This is a genomic window from Sphingobium sp. (assembly GCF_003248505.1).
Lineage (GTDB): Bacteria > Pseudomonadota > Alphaproteobacteria > Sphingomonadales > Sphingomonadaceae > Sphingobium.
Map to the genome: position 1 here is coordinate 1 of NZ_QFOA01000032.1, position 16,688 is coordinate 16,688.

The window sequence follows — 16,688 nt, forward strand, 5'->3', positions numbered from 1 at the left end:
ATTTCCGCGACGTCGAAAACCAGGACGTGCTGTTCTTCGTCGACAACATCTTCCGCTTCACGCAGGCGGGCGCGGAAGTGTCGGCGCTGCTCGGTCGTATCCCTTCGGCGGTGGGCTATCAGCCGACGCTGTCGACGGACATGGGCGCGCTTCAGGAACGTATCACCTCGACTAACAAGGGATCGATCACCTCGGTCCAGGCCGTCTACGTTCCCGCAGACGACTTGACCGACCCGGCACCTGCCACGTCGTTCGCGCACCTCGACGCGACCACGGTTCTCAACCGCGCCATTTCCGAACTCGGCATCTATCCGGCGGTCGATCCGCTCGATTCGACCAGCCGCGTTCTGGAACCGCGCACCGTGGGCCAGGAACATTACGACACCGCCCGTGCCGTCCAGTCGATCCTTCAAAAGTACAAGTCGCTGCAGGACATCATCGCGATCCTGGGCATGGACGAACTGTCCGAAGAGGACAAGCTGACCGTCGCCCGCGCGCGCAAGATCCAGAAGTTCCTGTCGCAGCCCTTCCACGTCGCCGAAGTCTTCACCGGCATCTCGGGCAAGTTCGTCCAGATCGAAGACACCGTCCGCTCGTTCAAGGCGGTGGTCGAGGGCGAATATGACCACCTGCCCGAAAACGCCTTCTACATGGTCGGCGGCATCGACGAAGCGGTCGAGAAGGCCAAGAAGCTGGCCGCCGAAGCGGCCTGATCGCGACCTCGAAGATAACCCCTCCCCTTGCTGCGGGAGGGGGGAGTTTAGTTGATGGCATTGCATTTCGAACTCGTGACCCCGGAAAAGCTCGTCCGCTCGGAAGAGGTCTATCAGGTGGTCGTGCCCGGCACCGAGGGCGACTTCGGCGTGCTGGAAGGCCACGCGCCCTTCATGTCGACCGTCCGCGACGGCGCGATCCAGATCTTCGCCAGCGCCGGGGCCGCGCCGGAAATCCTGCCCGTCCAGGGCGGCTTTGCCGAGGTCAATGAAAAGGGCCTGACTGTCCTCGCCGAAAAGGCCGGCTGACCCGGCTCTTGTCGATGGCCTTGCCATGGAGACGGACGAAGGGGCGCTTTCCGCGCCCCTTTTTCTTTGCCATGACGATGCGCAGATGACCGCCCGAACCGATCCCATCCCGCCGCGAGGACTTAAGGGCCGCTGGCTGATCGTCGCCATTGCGGCGTGGCTGGGGGCGGACCAACTGCTGTTATGGCGGTTTCTGGCGATGCCGGGATGGTCGATCGTAGTGGGCGGCGGGATGCTGGCGGGATTTCTCGCCTGGCTGTTCCGCGCCGCCCGCCCCATGCCGCGGATCGGCACAGGGGCGCTCGTTATCGGCTTTGCTGCCGCCTTCGTGTTGATGCTGCTGGGCGGCGAGGGGCGGTTCTTCTACGCCAATATCGACTGGCAGGCGCGCTACGCGATCCTGCGCGACATGAGCCTTTATCCCTGGCCCTTCGTATACACATCACGTGGCCTGCCGGAGCTGTTGCGCGGACCTATCGGCATGTTCTTCGCCCCCGCGCTCGCGGCAAAGGCGCTGGGCGCGCGGGCGGGCGACATCGCGCTGCTGCTTCAGAACAGCCTGCTGACCGGCGCGCTGCTGGCGCTGGGCTCCACCCTGTTCGACACGCGCCGGGCGAAGCTGACCGCGCTTGCCATCGTCATTCTCTTCAGTGGCCTCGATGCGATGGGGCGCATCATGTTCCGCGGCGGCCTGTCCGATCATCTCGAAAACTGGGCCTATCTTCAGTTCAGCTCGACCATCACGCTGGCCTTCTGGGTGCCGCCGCATGCGATTTCGGGCTGGGTCGGTGCCTTGGGCTTCCTGCTGTGGCGCGGGGGGAAGCTGCCGCTCGGCCCGTTCCTTGCGTTGCTGCCGCTGACTGCGCTGTGGTCGCCGCTTGGCCTCATCGGTGCGATGCCGTTCGCAGCGCTCGCCGCCATACGCACGCTGATCGCCCGTGCCTTGCGGACGCGCGACATCGCCCTTCCCGCGCTTTCCAGCCTGATCGCGCTGCCGGGACTGTTCTATCTGTCGGCAGCGGGTGGGGAGGTCGGCGCACGGCTGCGGACGGTCGCGCCGATCCAGTGGGCCGTTTTCGAACTGTTGGAAGTGCTGGTCTATGTCGCTCCGCTCGCCCTGCTGGTCCGCCACCCGCGCCTCGGTCGCGATACGCTGGCGGTGCTGACGGGATGGCTGCTGTTCGTCCCCTTCGCCCAGATCGGTTTTTCGAGCGACTTTCCCATGCGCGCGTCGATCAGCGCGCTTGCGATCCTTGCCGCGATGGTCGCCGACGCTGTCAGCACAGCGCCCCGCGCCCGACCGATCCTCCTCGGCCTGATCGCCATCGGATCGATCACCGGGTTCATGGAGGTACGCCGCGCCCTCATCCACCCCGCCGCGCCGCAGGTGCGCTGCGGCCTGTTCCAGGCGTGGGACCAGAGCTTTGGCGATTTCCCGGTCAGCTCTTACGTGGCGCCGCTCAGCGCGGTACCCGCAATCGTGCGCCCCGCCGATCCGGCGCAGGTCGTGCCGCCCCGCCCGGCCCGCTGCTGGGACGGCCACTGGTACAGCCCGGACGAAGCGTCAGGCTGACAGGATCGCGTAGAGCGACAGCCCGATCGGAAAGCGCACGCGCCCCAGCAGGTGCCGTTCCCATCCGAACACCCGCCGCAGCAGCGCGTTGACCGGCGGCGAGGGCTGCGTATCGAGCGCGTCTTTCCGGCGCAGCAGGCGGTGCGCGGTGCGCATCGCCATCGCCAGCGGAAACAGCAGGCTGTTGAAATAGCCGATCCGCTCAACCTTCAGCCCCGCCTCCTCCGCCACCCGGCGGAGGGTGGCAAGCGTGTAGCGGCGCTTGTGGTGATGGATCACGTCATGGTCGGACCAGAGCCACGGCACCGCCGGCACCGTCAGCAGTATCCGTCCGCCCGGTGCCAGCCGCGCCCCCAGCGCGGCGAGCGAGGCGCGATCCTCGTCCACATGCTCCAGCACGTCGAGAATGGCGATGAGGTCGTAGCGCGCGTCGTCGAACCCGACCCGATCCGGCAACATGCCCGGCTCGACCCGCGCGATTCCTCGCGCGCCTGCGATCTCGCGTGCCTGGGCGTCATATTCCAGCGCGTCGACCCGGCCATGGCGGGCCAGCATCGCCAGGTTCCCGCCCGTGCCGCACCCCGCCTCCAGGATGCGCGCGTCTGCGCGCGGCGCGATGCGTGTGCGGATGAGGCTGTCGAGGATAGCGCGGCGGGCGACGAACCACCAATGGCCGCCCTCCTGCACGCTCATGCTCGCATAGGCTGAACGGTCCATCGGTCCTCTTCCTCTTGCGCACTTTCTAACGTGTCCGGCTCGGCGGAACGGCGCGCGATTACATAGAGCGGTCGCTGACGCACCTCGCGCGCGACCCGCCCCAGATATTCGCCGATGATGCCCAGGCTCAACAGGTTGAGCCCGCCCAGCATCAGCACCGCCACCATGATCGAGGCATAGCCAGGCACGTCGATACCGGTCGTCATCGTGCGTACGACAAGCCATCCGGCATAGGCCATCGCCAGCAGCGCGACCGCGCCGCCGATATAGGACCAGATGCGCAGCGGCATGGTTGTGGACGCGGTGATGCCATCGATGGCAAGCGACCAGAGCCGCCCCAGCCGCCACTTGCTCGCCCCTGCCCCGCGCGCGGCGCGGACATAGTCGACGGTGGCGACCTTGAACCCGATCCAGCTGAACAGTCCCTTGTGAAAGCGCGCCTGTTCGCCCAGTTGCCGGATCGCGTCCACGGCCTGTCGGTCGAGAAGACGGAAATCGCCGACATCTTCGGGAATGGGATAATCCGACAGGCGGTTGAGCAACCGATAGAAGCCGCGTGCGCTCAGCCGCTTGAACCAGCCGTCGCTCGACCGGTCGATCCGTCGCGCATTCACCACCTGCGCGCCTGAAAGCCAGGCGCACACCATGTCGACGATGACGGCGGGCGGGTCCTGAAGATCGACGTCGATGGGAATGACCGCATCGCCCGTCGCATGGTCGATGCCCGCCGCCAGCGCCGCTTCCTTGCCAAAATTGCGCGACAGCGAAAGATAGCGCACATCGGGATTGAGCCGCGAAAGGATCGCCAGCAGATCGGCGGTGCGATCCGTGCTGCCGTCGTCGACGAACAGAAATTCGGCGCTCGCCCCCGGACCGATCAGGTGCAGCGCTTCGGCGACCGCAGGACGCGCGGCGTCGAGGAAGAGCGACAGCGCTTCCTGTTCGTTGAACACCGGAATGACGATCGAGAGCGTTCGCATGGCGCCTGCGGCCTTCCTCCTGAAACCCGTTGCCCGGTATCGGCCCCAATGGTTAACGGGCGGTAAGCGAGGACGGCGCGATCACCTTTTCTTTACCATGAGTGGGGCAGGGAAGCGGGCGATGCGATCCTTCCCCCCCCTCCTGCGCCATCCGGCGATCACGCTCACGCTGCTTGGCCTGGCGCTGATGCTGCCTGCGTTGCTGTGGGGGCCGGGGACGACGCATTCGCACCAGTATAATTATTTGTGGACCCAGCATTTCGGGCAGCAGATGGCGGCTGGGCACCTCTACGAACGCTGGCTTCCCGCCAGTTTCGAAGGGATCGGCAGCCCCACCTTTTATTTCTACCCGCCGCTCGCCTATTGGATCGGCGGGGGATGGCACGCGCTGGGCGTTCCGGTCGTTCCTTCGATCACGCTGACGGGCCTTGTCCTGCTGGTCGGGTCCGGTCTTGCGATGCATCGCTGGCTTGCCGCGCGGGGCACGCATCCGCTGCTCGGCGCGGCGCTGTACATGGCTGCGCCCTATCATCTGCACGATATCTACGTGCGCGGCGCGCTGGCGGAGACGGCGGCGTTCATGTGGTTGCCGCTGATCGCTCTCGCCATCGACCGCTTGCCGCAGCGTCGCGCGATGCTGCTTCTCGCAGCCTCCTTCGCCGCGCTGCTGCTCAGCCACCTGCCGCTCGCCATGCTGACGGGGATTTTCCTCGTCGCGCCGATGATCGGGCGGCGGCTGTGGCTGGGCGATCGGATACTCGTCCCGGCTGCGATGGCGGGGGTGCTGACGACGGGGCTGGCCGCCTTCTACCTGCTCCCCGCGATGACGCTTCAGGATCATGTCTCCATCGCGATGCTGTGGGGGCCGGACTATCGCGCGACGGACTGGTCGGTGCTGAATGCCAGCTTCGAACTGTTTCCCAGCCTCGCGCTGGGCCTCATCCTGCTGTCATGGCCTGCGGCGCGCAGTTTCTGGGGAGTCATGGCGATCCTGCTGGCGCTGCTTTCGATCCGGCTGATCCCCTTCGTCTGGGACATCCCGATACTGGACAAGGCGCAATTCCCCTGGCGCGCGCTCTGCCTGGCGGAGTTCGCGGCGGTGACGGCGATCGTGTCGGTGCGCCCGCGTCCCGCATGGGCGGCGGGCGGCGCACTCCTGCTGCTGTTCCCCTACGCCTTCACCGGCTTCCTCACCGCCGCCTTCATGGCACGGCCCGTCGACTATGCCCGGATCGAACGGATCGCGCCCGACGCACCCGAATATCTGCCGCGCGGCTTCGACCTGTCCCGCGTCGAGCGCGCCTATCGCTGGACCGACATGCGTCCGTGGCGATCGCTGCCGCGCGGCGATACGATCCTGGTCGAGCGCGCGGGGCCGGTAACGCTGGGTCATGCCGCCTTCCCGATCTGGCAGGTGACGCGCGACGGCAAGCCGGTGGCGAGCCACGGCCCATTGCTGCGCTTCGATGCCGTTCCCGGCCTCTACCGGGTCGAACGCATCACGTTGTGGCAGGAGCGGTGGGGCGGCGCGATCAGCCTTGCCACGGCGCTGCTGTGGGTGCTGCTGGCCATCGGTCAACGCGCCATTAGCCATTTATCAAAGTTTCGAACCTATTCACCTTCATCACCCCTATTGGATCGACCGGAGCGGCGCATTGCCCTGCGGTCTCGACAGCGCGGCGGAGACTTATGAGCGCCTTTGGACGGAAAAATGGACCTGCGGGCATCAAGCCCGGTTTCGGCGTGGCCCGGCCCATGCACGGCGGATCCGCCCCCCGCGAGGAAGCCCCGCGCGGCGGAGAGCAATTCCCTCCGCTCGACATCGCATCCCTGCCGGGCGAAACGCCGTTCGATCCGCTCGCCGCGCCTACGGGCCAGATGCAGCGCAACGCCGACGCCATGTCGCGCCTGTCGGAACGCGCCAATGCCGAACATGTCGCCGATGCCGGCCCGACCGGGTTCGAAGCGAGCGTCCACAAGATCAAGGAACAGGTGCTGCCCCGCCTGCTCGAACGCGTCGATCCCGAAGCGGCCGCGACGCTGACCAAGGATGAACTGGCGGAGGAATTCCGCCCGATCATCATGGAAGTGCTCGCCGAACTGAAGCTGACCCTCAACCGGCGCGAACAGTTCGCGCTGGAAAAGGTGCTGGTGGACGAACTGCTGGGCCTCGGCCCGCTGGAGGAACTGCTGTCCGACCCGGATGTCAGCGACATCATGGTGAACGGCCCGGAACAGACCTATATCGAAAAGAAGGGCAAGCTCCAGATCGCGCCGATCAAGTTCCGCGACGAGGAGCATCTGTTCCAGATCGCGCAGCGCATCGTCAACAAGGTCGGCCGCCGCGTCGACCAGACGACGCCGCTGGCCGACGCCCGCCTGCCCGACGGCAGCCGCGTCAACGTGATCGTGCCGCCGCTGTCGCTGCGCGGCACGGCCATTTCGATCCGTAAATTCTCCGCCAAGCCGATCACCATCAACATGCTGGCGCAATGGGGCGCGATGAGCCCCAAGATGGCGACCGCGCTCAAGATCGCAGGCGCGTGCCGGTTCAACATCGTCATTTCGGGCGGCACCGGTTCGGGCAAGACAACGATGCTCAACGCGCTGTCCAAGATGATCGACCCGGGCGAGCGCGTGCTGACGATCGAGGACGCGGCGGAACTGCGGTTGCAACAGCCCCACTGGCTGCCGCTCGAAACCCGTCCGCCGAACCTGGAAGGGCAAGGTGCGATCACCATCGGCGACCTCGTCAAGAACGCCCTGCGTATGCGCCCCGACCGCATCATCCTGGGCGAAATTCGTGGCGCGGAATGTTTCGATCTGCTCGCCGCGATGAACACGGGCCATGACGGCTCCATGTGTACGCTCCACTCCAACTCGCCGCGCGAGTGCCTGGGCCGTATGGAAAACATGATCCTGATGGGCGACATCAAGATCCCGAAGGAAGCCATTTCCAAGCAGATCGCCGATTCGGTCGACCTCATCGTGCAGGTGAAGCGCCTGCGCGACGGGTCGCGCCGCGTCACCAACATCACCGAAGTCATCGGGATGGAAGGCGATGTCATCGTCACGCAGGAACTGTTCAAGTTCGAATATCATGACGAGGACGACAGCGGAAAGATCGTGGGCGAATATCGCTCGATGGGCCTGCGCCCCTACACGCTCGACAAGGCGCGGATGTTCGGGTTCGACCAGCCGTTCCTCGAAGCCTGCCTGTAGGCGAAGCCCGGCGGGTTTGACTTGCCTCTCCGGGGCGGGCGGGGCACATCATACTCCCATCGTTGTCGATGAGAGGATTGTGCATGAACCGTCTCGCCCTGCTTGCCGCCGCCGCGGCGCTGATCCCCATGGGGGCAGCGCTCGCCCAGCATACCGGCCATGGCAAGCCCGCCGCCGCCGATCCGATTGCCGCCGCCGTCGCCGCGCCCACGCGCACGCCCGCCAATGTCGCGCGCGACCGCTATCGCCATCCGGTCCAAACGCTGGCCTTCTTCGGCGTGAAGCCGGGCAGCCGCGTCGTCGAATATTCGCCGAGCGGCGGCTGGTATACCGAAATCCTCGCGCCCCTGCTGCGCGACAAGGGCACCTTCTACGCGCTTCAGCCGACAGGCAGCTACCTGCCCAAATATCGGGAATTCCTGGCTGCGAAGCCGATCTATGACAAGGTTCAGGTCGTTGCCTATCCCGAGGAAGCGGCGAAGATTCCGGCGAACAGCATCGACACGGTGCTGACCTTCCGCAACGTCCACAACATGGTGATGGGCGGGAAAGAGGCGGACACGTTCAAGGCCTTCTACACTATGCTGAAGCCCGGCGGGACGCTGGGCGTGGTGGATCATCGCCTGCCCGAAGGCCGCGACACGGCGCTCGAAAAGACGAGCGGCTACCTCAAGGTGTCGACCATTCGCCGGATCGCGCAGGCGGCAGGGTTCGAATATGTCGGCAGTTCGGAAGTGAACGCCAATCCCAAGGACACCGCCGATTGGGCCAAGGGAGTCTGGACGCTGCCGCCCACGCTGTCCCTGAAAGATGTCGACCGCGAAAAATATCTCGCCATTGGCGAAAGCGACCGCATGACGTTGAAATTCCGCAAGCCCATGAAGTGACAAGTGGCCCGGTTGCGTCGATGCGCAACCGGGCTAAGGGAGGGGCGTGACCGCCGCCCCCCTGCCCCGCCCCCACCGCCCGATGCTGGCGATCGCGCTACGCCTGCTGGCGGTCGCATGCCTGTCGATCATGTTCGTGACGGGCCGCCTGGCCGCGAACCACGGCGTCAACATCGTCGAGACGGTCTTCTATCGCCAGCTGATCGCGATGCCGGTCGTCTTCGCGACCGTCGCGATGACGACCGGCATCGGATCGCTGCGTCCCAACCGTATCGGTGTCCATGCGACCCGCATGGTCGTGGGCGTCACGGGCATGGCGCTCAATTTCCTGTCCTACATCCTGCTGCCCCCGACGGAAGCCGCCGCCATCGGCTTTACCATGCCGATCTTCGGCACGATCCTGTCGGCGTTGCTGCTGCGGGAAGCGACCGGCATCCATCGCTGGGGCGCGGTGTTGCTGGGCTTTGCCGGGGTGATGGTGATGGTGCGGCCGGACGCCGGGCATTTTGCCGCCTATGGCGTCAGCGTCGCCATCGCCGCCGCCATCGTGACCGCGATCGTCAGCCTGATCCTGCGCGAACTGGGCCGCACGGAACGGCCCGGCGTCATCGTCTTCTGGTTCACCTTATTGTCGGTCGGTCCGCTGGGCGCGGCCATGCCCTTCTTCGCGCAGACGCACGATGCCACGACATGGGGCCTCATCGTTACCATCGGCGTCATCGGCGGGATCGCGCAAATCTGCCTGACCGCAGCGCTCCGCTTCGGCCCGGTCTCCGTGGTTTTGCCGATGGACTATAGCGCCATCATCTGGACCACGCTGCTGGGCGCGGCCATCGGCGAGGGATGGCCGATGGCGACGACCTGGATCGGCGCGATCCTGATCATCGCCAGCGGCCTTTATATCGCCTGGCGCGAACATGTCCGCGCCGTGCCCCCCGTCGTCAGCCCAGCAATTCCGCCTCCAGACTGATATCGGCGTTGAGCAGCTTGGAAATGGGGCAGTTCGCCTTCGCCTTGGCCGCCAGTTCCTGAAACGTCGCATCGTCCGCGCCGGGGATGGTGGCCTTGAGCGTCAGCTTGCTCGCCGTCACGGCAAAACCGCCGTCCTTGTCTTCCAACGTCACCACCGCGTTCGTTTCCATCTTTTCGGCGGTTAGGCCCGCGTCGCCCAGGATCATGGACAGCGCCATGGTGAAGCAGGAGGCATGCGCCGCCGCGATCAGTTCCTCCGGGTTGGTGCCCGCAACGCCTTCGAACCGGGTCGCGAACCCGTAAGGATGCGCGTCCAGCGCTCCGCTCTGCGTCGAGATCGCGCCCTTGCCGTCCTTCAGTCCGCCGCTCCACACAGCCGACCCGCTATGATTGATCTTCATCTGCTTGGCTCCTTCTTGGGGAAAGCGAAGGAACCCCTGTGGCACGGCATGGTTGCCGAGATGCGACAAATCTGGCGTGGCGCAACACGATGCCGCAGCGGCGGACCTACCTGTCTCCCAGATGAACGGACTGCCCAGATTTCACCACATTTCGTCGCCAGCCCATTGTCTACCGATGAAATAGAATTAAGTTGAAGGCTCGACAAGGATGAGGATCAGACAATGGACCGATTCGGATTCACAGGCGACACGCGTCAGCCGGTTGTCCTGACGATCCCCGGCCTCAACAATAGCGGGCCGGGTCATTGGCAGACTTTGTGGGAACAGCGGCGCGGCGATTGCGAACGCGTCGACCTGGGCAGTTGGGCCAGCCCCAGCCGTAACGCCTGGGTCACGCGACTCGACGCCGCTATTCGCGAAGCGAACGCGCCGGTCATCCTCGCGGCGCACAGCCTTGGCTGCCTCGCGGTTGCGTGGTGGGGCGCGCTCCAGAGCCAGGCCTATGGCTGGCCCGTCACCGGCGCACTGCTGGTCGCACCGCCCGATTGCGACCGGATGGAAACGCCCGAAACCATCGGCGGCTTCGGCCCGACCCCCCGCGCGCAGCTACCCTTCCCCTCGATCGTCGTGGCGAGCAGGGACGACCCCTATATCTTCTTCGAGCGCGCCCACAGCATCGGCAAAAATTGGGGCAGCGAGTTCGTGGACGCAGGCTATGCCGGTCACATCAACGCCGACTCCGGATTGGGCGACTGGACATTCGGGCAGTCGTTGCTCGAACGGCTGATCGACAATGCGCAGGAACAGGCGAGCGCCGTGCGGCAGATGCGCCCCGCCCTGCCTCTGGCGCAACAGGACCGCAAGGCGGCACCTATGCTTCACCCCTGACCGGTTCACCCCCGAAGGGGCGCGACAAGACAAACTTGCGCGCCCCTTATATTTGCTTTTTTGTCTATCTGTTCGGTTGAGATAAAGCGGGGACGAAGAGGGATTTATGAACGACCAACGCACCATCGACATTCGCAACGCCCGCCCCGCCAGCCAGCGCGTCGACATCGCCGCCAGCATCGACAAGGTGCGCGACGTGCTTCAGGGAATGCGGTTCGGATCGATCACGCTGACCGTCCATGACGCCCGCGTCGTGCAGATCGACGTTACCGAAAAGACCCGCCTCACCAGCTGACGGCCCGGCATAGAAGCAGTTCGAAGCCCGCGCCTATCGAGCGCGGCGGCTGGCGGATCGGGGGAACCGCCAGTGTCGCAGGGAAGCCCCCCAAGACGATCGACCGGACATCCGGAACAAGGGGAATTACATGATTGCGCGTCCGATACTGCTCGCCGGGGTGGCGAGCCTTTCATTCGTCTCGCCCACTGCCTTCGCCCAGAGTGCAGCGCCTGTCGCCGCCGCGCCGGACCAGGCGGACGCCGCCCCCCAGCCGCGCGGGGACGTGATCGTCGTCACCGCCCGCCGCCGCGCCGAAACCGCACAGGAAGTGCCGCTCGCCATCTCCGTCATCCGGGGCGACAGCATCGAGGCGACCGGCAATTTCAACGTGCTCAAGCTCCAGCAGCTGGCCCCCACGCTTCAGGTCTACACGTCGAACCCGCGCAACACCTCGGTCAATATCCGCGGTCTCGGCGTGCCCTTCGGCCTCACCAGCGACGGTTTCGAGCAGGGCGTCGGCATCTATGTCGACGATGTCTACAACAGCCGTGTCGCCGCCGCGACCTTCGACTTTCTCGACGTGGCGCAGGTGGAAGTGTTGCGCGGTCCGCAGGGCACGCTCTACGGCAAGAACACGACGGCAGGCGCGATCAACATCACGACCAACCAGCCGACCTTCGATTTCGAGGGCCGCGCCGAAGTGACCGCAGGCAACCTCGACTTCCGCCAGGCCAAGGCCGCCGTGTCCGGCCCGATCACGGACAAGATCGCCGCCCGCGTCGCCATCGCCACCACCAGCCGCCGGGGCGTGCTCTACAATGTGGTAAGCCGCCGCTGGATCAACGAGCAGGACAATCTGGGATTGCGGGCGCAACTTCTGTTCCAGCCGACGGAAAATCTGTCGATCACGCTGGCGGGCGATTATAGTCGGCAGGATCCCGAATGCTGCGGCACGACCTTCGTACGCGTCGGTCGGACCCAGCGCGCTCTGACCCGGCAATATGACGCCCTGGTCGCCGCCGCCAACGCTGCCGGGCGCAACTATCAGGTGCCCAGCCGCAATCCCTACGATCGCCTGAGCGACCTCGACAGCAACCTGAACGCCGGAAACAAGATCGGCGGCGCATCGCTCAAAGTGAAGTGGGATGCGGGCGCAGGCACGCTGACGTCCGTTACCGCGTGGCGCTTCTGGGACTGGAAGCCGGAAAACGACCGTGACTTTACCGGTCTGTCGATCGTCGCGCGCTCACAGAACCCGTCGCAGCAGGACCAGTATAGCCAGGAATTCCGCTACAATCAGGAAGGCGAGCATATCGACTTCGTCGTCGGTCTGTTCGGCTTCAAGCAGCGGATCGACACGCAAGGCATCGAATCGCAGGGCCCCGACGCCAGCCGCTGGAGCCTCACCAACGCGGCGCAGATCAGGGACAATATCCTGAACGGCCTGACCGCCAGCAACACGCAATATCTCAAAAGCACCAGCGCCGCGCTGTTCGGCCAGCTAAGCTGGAAGGTAACGCCTGAACTGACGATCCAGCCGGGCGCGCGCATCAACTACGACAAGAAATCGGGCTTTTACCAACGCGACGTGACGACCGGCACGGGGCAGGCGATCGTCAGTTGCGCGCCTGCGGCCACCGCGGGCAATCCCGTGCTGGCGGCCCAGTGCGGCGTGTACCAGCCGCAGATCAGCGCACCGTCGGCCAGCGACTGGAACTTCACCTACGACTTCAACGTCAACTACAAACTCGCGCCCGACGTGCTGGCCTATGCCACCTATGCCAAGAGCTTCAAGACAGTCGGCATCAACCAGAACGGCCTTCCGCTCGACCAGAACAACCAGCCGATCCTGAGCGCGGGCACGGTGAAGCCGGAGTCGGTCAATCATTTCGAAGTGGGTTTGAAAACCCAGTTCTGGGACCGTCGTGCCACCTTCAACCTCACAGCCTTCCGCACCGACATCAAGAATTTCCAGGCGACGGTGAACAACGGCCAGTTCGGCGTGCTGCGCGGCTATCTCGCCAATGCGCAGAAGGTGCGCTCGCAGGGGATCGAGGCGGATTTCAAGATCCTCGTCAGCGACCGGTTCACCGCCTATGCGAACGGCGCCTATACCGACGCCAAATACAGGAAGTTCGTCGACGCCCCCTGCCCGCCGGAACTGGCAGGCGGCACGGTGACGACCAATCCGGCACTGTGGAGCCCGGCGGGCACCGCGGGCGGGTTCAGCCGTCCCAACTGCGACATTTCGGGGCAGCGCCTGCCCGGCGTGTCCCGGTGGGCGGCGTCCTACGGCGCGGAATACAACATCCCCGCCAACCTGCTGGACAAGGAAGGGCAGGTCTATTTCGGCGTGGACGGCAACTATCGTTCGCACTGGAACTCCAACGCGTCGCCGTCCATCTATACGGAGGTCAAGGGCTATGCCCTCACCAACTTCCGCACCGGCTTCCGGGGCGAAGGGTTCGACATCTTCGGCTGGGTGCGCAACGCCTTCGACGTCAATTATATCGACCTGCTTCAGGTCGCGCCGGGCAATGTCGGCCTGATCGCTGGCCAGCCGGGCGATCCGCGCACCTGGGGCGGCACGATCAAGGTCAGCTTCTGACCTGTCCGGTTCTGGGGCAGCCCGGCGCGGCTGCCCCGTCCGCGATGCCCTTATTTGCGCGCGCCTTCGCGGTGGGGTAGAGCGCGTTCATGTCCACGACCTTCACGCTCGACACCGCAACCAGCCGGGCCAATCCTACGCCCGCGCCGATGAAGCGGCTCACCGTCCCCGCCATCCAGCGCCGCAAGGCCGATGGCCGGACCGCCGAACCCCTCGTCATGCTGACCGCCTACACCGCGCGGCAGGCGCAACTGCTCGACGCGCATTGCGACATGCTGCTGGTGGGCGATTCGCTGGGACAGGTGATCTATGGCCTGCCATCGACGCTGTCCGTCACGCTCGACATGATGATCGCCCACGGCGCGGCGGTGGTGCGCGGCAGCTATCACAGCCTCGTCCTGGTCGACATGCCGTTCGGCGCCTACGAAGCCTCGCCGCAGCAGGCCTTCGCCAGCGCCAGCCGCATCATGGCCGAAACGGGCGCGGCGGGCGTCAAGCTGGAAGGCGGCACGGCGATTGCGGAAACCATCGCCTTCCTCAGCCAGCGCGGCATTCCCGTCATGGGCCATATCGGCCTCACACCGCAGGCGGTGAACGCGCTGGGCGGCTATGGCGCGCGCGGCAAGAGCGAGGCGGAACATGCCAAGATCCTGGCGGACGCCCGCGCCGTCGCCGATGCCGGAGCCTTCGGCCTGGTGATCGAGGGCGTGATGGAGGACATCGCCATCGCCGTCACCGACAGCGTTTCCATCCCCGTGATCGGCATCGGCGCGTCGGTCCATTGTGACGGGCAGGTGCTGGTGACGGAGGACATGCTCGGCATGTTCGATCGCGTGCCCCGCTTCGTGAAACGCTTCGACGACATCGCCGGGGTGATCGACCGGGCAGCGCAAACCTACGCCGCCGACGTGCGCGCCCGCGCCTTCCCCACCGACGATCAGGTGTATCGACCCAAAAAGTAATTTGCGTGTATCTCCAGCGCCGCTATTGATCGCGCCTTCTGCCCGTCCGTTTCTGTTCCATGTCCCGGAGAATATCGTGGCCCTGACGCCGCAAAACAGCGAAGTCTTCATGCGCGAGGTCGATGATGCCGTCCGTCAGGACCAGCTCATGTCCTTCTGGCAGCGCTATGGCCGCATCGCGGTCGCTGCGCTGGTGCTGGGCCTCGCCGCGTTCGGCGGCTGGCTTTACTGGCAGCATCATACCCGCACCCAGTCCGAAGCGACCTCCGAAAAGATGGATGCCGTGCTGGCGACTGCGCTCGGCGGAGGCAAGCCCGACGCAAAGGAGCTGGACGCGCTGGCGCAGGCGGACCAGCCCGGATACCGCGCGGCGGCTCTGTTGACGAAGGCGGGCGTCGCCTCGCGCAAGGGTGACGCCAAGGCCGCAATCGCGGTCTATGCGGCGATGGCGGCGGACAGCAGCCTCGACCAACCCTATCGCGATCTGGCGCTCATTCGCCAGACGGCGCTCGAATTCGATGGGCTGAAACCCCAGCAGGTCGTCGACCGGCTGAAGCCCCTCGCGGTGGAAGGCGCGCCCTGGTTCGGCAGCGCGGGCGAACTTGTCGCGCTCGCTTATGTAAAGATGGGCAAGACCGACCTTGCCGGACCGATGTTCGCCGCCATGGCGAAGGATGCGAACGTCCCCGACTCGATCCGTTCACGCGCGCGTCAGATGGCGGGCGTCATGGGGATCGACGCGGTCGAAATTCCGGCAGAGCCGAGCGAAGGATAAGCGAGCGGATGGTGAGCATGAAGAGCCTGTCGCCCCTGGGGCGGAGCGTCACGGTGGCCGCGATGATCGCGCTGGTCGCGGGTTGCGGTATCGTGGGCGGCAAGAAGGGCGGCCCCAAGACCCCGGTCGTGGGCAAGCGCATGTCGATCCTCAGCAACGAGCAGGGCGTCGAAGTCGACGCCGCGCTCGCCGATGTAACGGTCAGCCTGCCTGCCGCCTATGTCAACGACGCATGGACGCAGCCGGGCGGCGACCCGTCCAAGGCGATGGGCCATGTGTCGCTCGGCGGATCGCCCACACAGGTATGGACGACCTCCATCGAAGGCAGCACGCCCCAGGCGCGTCTGGCCGCCTCCCCCGTCATTTCGGGCGGCAAGCTGTTCGTCATCGACAGCAGCGCCCATGTCATCGCCTATGACGCCGCGAGCGGCGCGAAGCTGTGGCAGACCGCCCTGCCTGCCGAAAGCAAGGGCAAGGGCAATAACGGTCGCGCTCTCTTCGGCGGCGGCGTATCGGTGCTCGACAACCGTCTTTACGCCAGCACCGGCGTGGGCGACGTGGCCGCGCTCGACGCGACCAACGGCAACATCGTCTGGAAAAAGCATCTGGGCGGCCCGCTTCGCGGCGCACCCACGCTGGAAAACGGCCATGTTTACGTGATGGGTCAGGACAATCAGGTCTTCGCCCTCAACCAGAGCGACGGCGAAACCCAGTGGACCGACAGCGGCACGCTTCAGGTCACGGGCATCTTCGGCGTCGCCGCGCCCGCCGCCGCGCAAGGCACGGTGATCGCAGGCTACAGTTCGGGCGAAATCAACGCCTATCGCTATGAAAACGGTCGTCAACTGTGGGGCGACGCGCTGTCGCGCACCAGCATCTCGACCGCCGTCGCCAGCCTGACCGACATCGACGCCGATCCCGTGATCGACCGGGGCCGCGTGTTCGCCATCGGACAGGGCGGACGCATGGCCTCCTACGAACTGACAAGCGGCCAGCGCCTGTGGGAAATCAACATCGCGGGCATTTCGACGCCATGGGTGGTGGGCGAATGGGTGTTCGCCGTCACCAGCGACGCAAAGCTGCTCTGCGTCGCGCGCGCCACCGGCAAAATCCGCTGGATCAGCCAGTTGCGCCGCTGGGAAAAGGAAAAGAAGAAGGACAAGGCGATCCGCTGGACCGGCCCGGTTCTGGCAGGCAATCGCCTGATCGTGGTGTCGACCCGCGGCGAGATGGTCTATGTCGATCCGGCCAGCGGATCGGTGCAATCGACCGTGGACATGAAGCATTCCATGTCATTGTCGCCGATCGTCGCCAACAACATGCTCTACGTCCTGGCGGACGACGGACGGCTGACGGCGTTCCGCTGACGCCTTGCCTATGCTATGCGCCGCACCCGCGCAGGCC

The 16,688-nt window shown here is 65.5% G+C and carries 15 protein-coding genes and 1 pseudogene; 13 read left to right on the plus strand and 3 right to left on the minus strand.

Translation table 11 applies throughout. The features are described from left to right. The 3 genes and pseudogenes from DI606_RS11340 to DI606_RS11350 all read left to right on the plus strand — a co-directional run. A pseudogene (locus DI606_RS11340) lies at positions 1-713 on the plus strand (F0F1 ATP synthase subunit beta); the annotation flags it as partial. A gap of 54 nt (positions 714-767) precedes the next feature. Continuing rightward, positions 768-1,022 (plus strand): ATP synthase F1 subunit epsilon, encoded by a 255-nt coding sequence (locus DI606_RS11345; protein WP_293982886.1) that lies wholly within the window; start codon positions 768-770, stop codon positions 1,020-1,022. 25 nt (positions 1,023-1,047) lie between these two features. Beyond that, entirely contained in the window at positions 1,048-2,595 is a 1,548-nt protein-coding gene (locus DI606_RS11350; protein WP_293982889.1) for a hypothetical protein, read from the plus strand. On the opposite strand, the gene DI606_RS11355 is transcribed toward DI606_RS11350, so the two are convergent. Next, positions 2,587-3,312, minus strand: coding sequence for a class I SAM-dependent methyltransferase (locus DI606_RS11355; RefSeq protein WP_293982891.1), 726 nt, complete (start codon positions 3,310-3,312; stop codon positions 2,587-2,589). The genes DI606_RS11350 and DI606_RS11355 overlap by 9 nt on opposite strands. After that, positions 3,285-4,292 (minus strand): glycosyltransferase family 2 protein, encoded by a 1,008-nt coding sequence (locus tag DI606_RS11360; RefSeq protein ID WP_293982893.1) that lies wholly within the window; start codon positions 4,290-4,292, stop codon positions 3,285-3,287. The genes DI606_RS11355 and DI606_RS11360 overlap by 28 nt, the downstream gene beginning before the upstream one ends. Positions 4,293-4,413: 121 nt before the next feature. Between DI606_RS11360 and DI606_RS11365 the strand changes: the two genes are divergently transcribed. The 4 genes from DI606_RS11365 to DI606_RS11380 all read left to right on the plus strand — a co-directional run bounded on the left by DI606_RS11365 (position 4,414) and on the right by DI606_RS11380 (position 9,371). Then, a complete protein-coding gene (locus tag DI606_RS11365) occupies positions 4,414-5,985 on the plus strand; it encodes an integral membrane-like protein (RefSeq protein WP_293982896.1) in 1,572 nt (523 codons plus the stop codon). Continuing rightward, entirely contained in the window at positions 5,982-7,514 is a 1,533-nt protein-coding gene (locus tag DI606_RS11370; protein WP_293982899.1) for a CpaF family protein, read from the plus strand. Before DI606_RS11365 ends, DI606_RS11370 begins: the two co-directional genes overlap by 4 nt. Positions 7,515-7,597: 83 nt before the next feature. Beyond that, complete coding sequence (locus DI606_RS11375) at positions 7,598-8,401, plus strand: methyltransferase (protein WP_293982902.1); 804 nt, start codon at positions 7,598-7,600, stop codon at positions 8,399-8,401. 82 nt (positions 8,402-8,483) lie between these two features. Further along, positions 8,484-9,371, plus strand: coding sequence for a DMT family transporter (locus DI606_RS11380; RefSeq protein ID WP_293982961.1), 888 nt, complete (start codon positions 8,484-8,486; stop codon positions 9,369-9,371). On the opposite strand, the gene DI606_RS11385 is transcribed toward DI606_RS11380, so the two are convergent. Next, positions 9,343-9,774, minus strand: a complete 432-nt coding sequence (locus tag DI606_RS11385; protein ID WP_293982904.1) for an OsmC family protein — start codon at positions 9,772-9,774, stop codon at positions 9,343-9,345. The two genes, DI606_RS11380 and DI606_RS11385, sit on opposite strands and share 29 nt — an antisense overlap. Before the next feature lie 222 nt (positions 9,775-9,996). On the opposite strand from DI606_RS11385, the gene DI606_RS11390 reads away from it, so the two are divergent. The 6 genes from DI606_RS11390 (at position 9,997) to DI606_RS11415 (ending at position 16,651) form a co-directional block, all read left to right on the plus strand. Further along, on the plus strand, positions 9,997-10,662 hold the full coding sequence (locus DI606_RS11390; protein WP_293982907.1) for an alpha/beta hydrolase: 666 nt from the start codon (positions 9,997-9,999) through the stop codon (positions 10,660-10,662). A 106-nt stretch (positions 10,663-10,768) separates the two neighbouring features. Continuing rightward, positions 10,769-10,957, plus strand: coding sequence for a YezD family protein (locus DI606_RS11395; protein WP_293982910.1), 189 nt, complete (start codon positions 10,769-10,771; stop codon positions 10,955-10,957). A 130-nt stretch (positions 10,958-11,087) separates the two neighbouring features. Beyond that, on the plus strand, positions 11,088-13,547 hold the full coding sequence (locus tag DI606_RS11400) for a TonB-dependent receptor (RefSeq protein WP_293982913.1): 2,460 nt from the start codon (positions 11,088-11,090) through the stop codon (positions 13,545-13,547). Positions 13,548-13,636: 89 nt separating this feature from the next. Continuing rightward, positions 13,637-14,509: a 3-methyl-2-oxobutanoate hydroxymethyltransferase gene (gene panB / locus DI606_RS11405; protein WP_293982916.1), complete on the plus strand. Its 873-nt coding sequence runs from the start codon at positions 13,637-13,639 to the stop codon at positions 14,507-14,509. 76 nt (positions 14,510-14,585) lie between these two features. Continuing rightward, positions 14,586-15,284 (plus strand): tetratricopeptide repeat protein, encoded by a 699-nt coding sequence (locus DI606_RS11410; protein ID WP_293982919.1) that lies wholly within the window; start codon positions 14,586-14,588, stop codon positions 15,282-15,284. Between the two features lie 8 nt (positions 15,285-15,292). After that, positions 15,293-16,651, plus strand: coding sequence for a PQQ-binding-like beta-propeller repeat protein (locus tag DI606_RS11415; RefSeq protein ID WP_293982922.1), 1,359 nt, complete (start codon positions 15,293-15,295; stop codon positions 16,649-16,651). Positions 16,652-16,688: the final 37 nt, after the last annotated feature.

Bases quoted from the DNA above. Each gene is read 5' to 3' on its own strand.
- DI606_RS11390 (WP_293982907.1), top strand. From the start codon at position 9,997: ATGGACCGATTCGGATTCACAGGCGACACGCGTCAGCCGGTTGTCCTG.
- DI606_RS11345 (WP_293982886.1), top strand. From the start codon at position 768: ATGGCATTGCATTTCGAACTCGTGACCCCGGAAAAGCTCGTCCGCTCG.
- DI606_RS11415 (WP_293982922.1), top strand. From the start codon at position 15,293: ATGGTGAGCATGAAGAGCCTGTCGCCCCTGGGGCGGAGCGTCACGGTG.
- DI606_RS11365 (WP_293982896.1), top strand. From the start codon at position 4,414: ATGCGATCCTTCCCCCCCCTCCTGCGCCATCCGGCGATCACGCTCACG.
- DI606_RS11385 (WP_293982904.1), bottom strand. From the start codon at position 9,774: ATGAAGATCAATCATAGCGGGTCGGCTGTGTGGAGCGGCGGACTGAAG.
- panB (WP_293982916.1), top strand. From the start codon at position 13,637: ATGTCCACGACCTTCACGCTCGACACCGCAACCAGCCGGGCCAATCCT.
- DI606_RS11400 (WP_293982913.1), top strand. From the start codon at position 11,088: ATGATTGCGCGTCCGATACTGCTCGCCGGGGTGGCGAGCCTTTCATTC.
- DI606_RS11350 (WP_293982889.1), top strand. From the start codon at position 1,048: ATGGAGACGGACGAAGGGGCGCTTTCCGCGCCCCTTTTTCTTTGCCAT.
- DI606_RS11370 (WP_293982899.1), top strand. From the start codon at position 5,982: ATGAGCGCCTTTGGACGGAAAAATGGACCTGCGGGCATCAAGCCCGGT.
- DI606_RS11395 (WP_293982910.1), top strand. From the start codon at position 10,769: ATGAACGACCAACGCACCATCGACATTCGCAACGCCCGCCCCGCCAGC.
- DI606_RS11375 (WP_293982902.1), top strand. From the start codon at position 7,598: ATGAACCGTCTCGCCCTGCTTGCCGCCGCCGCGGCGCTGATCCCCATG.
- DI606_RS11380 (WP_293982961.1), top strand. From the start codon at position 8,484: ATGCTGGCGATCGCGCTACGCCTGCTGGCGGTCGCATGCCTGTCGATC.
- DI606_RS11355 (WP_293982891.1), bottom strand. From the start codon at position 3,312: ATGGACCGTTCAGCCTATGCGAGCATGAGCGTGCAGGAGGGCGGCCAT.
- DI606_RS11360 (WP_293982893.1), bottom strand. From the start codon at position 4,292: ATGCGAACGCTCTCGATCGTCATTCCGGTGTTCAACGAACAGGAAGCG.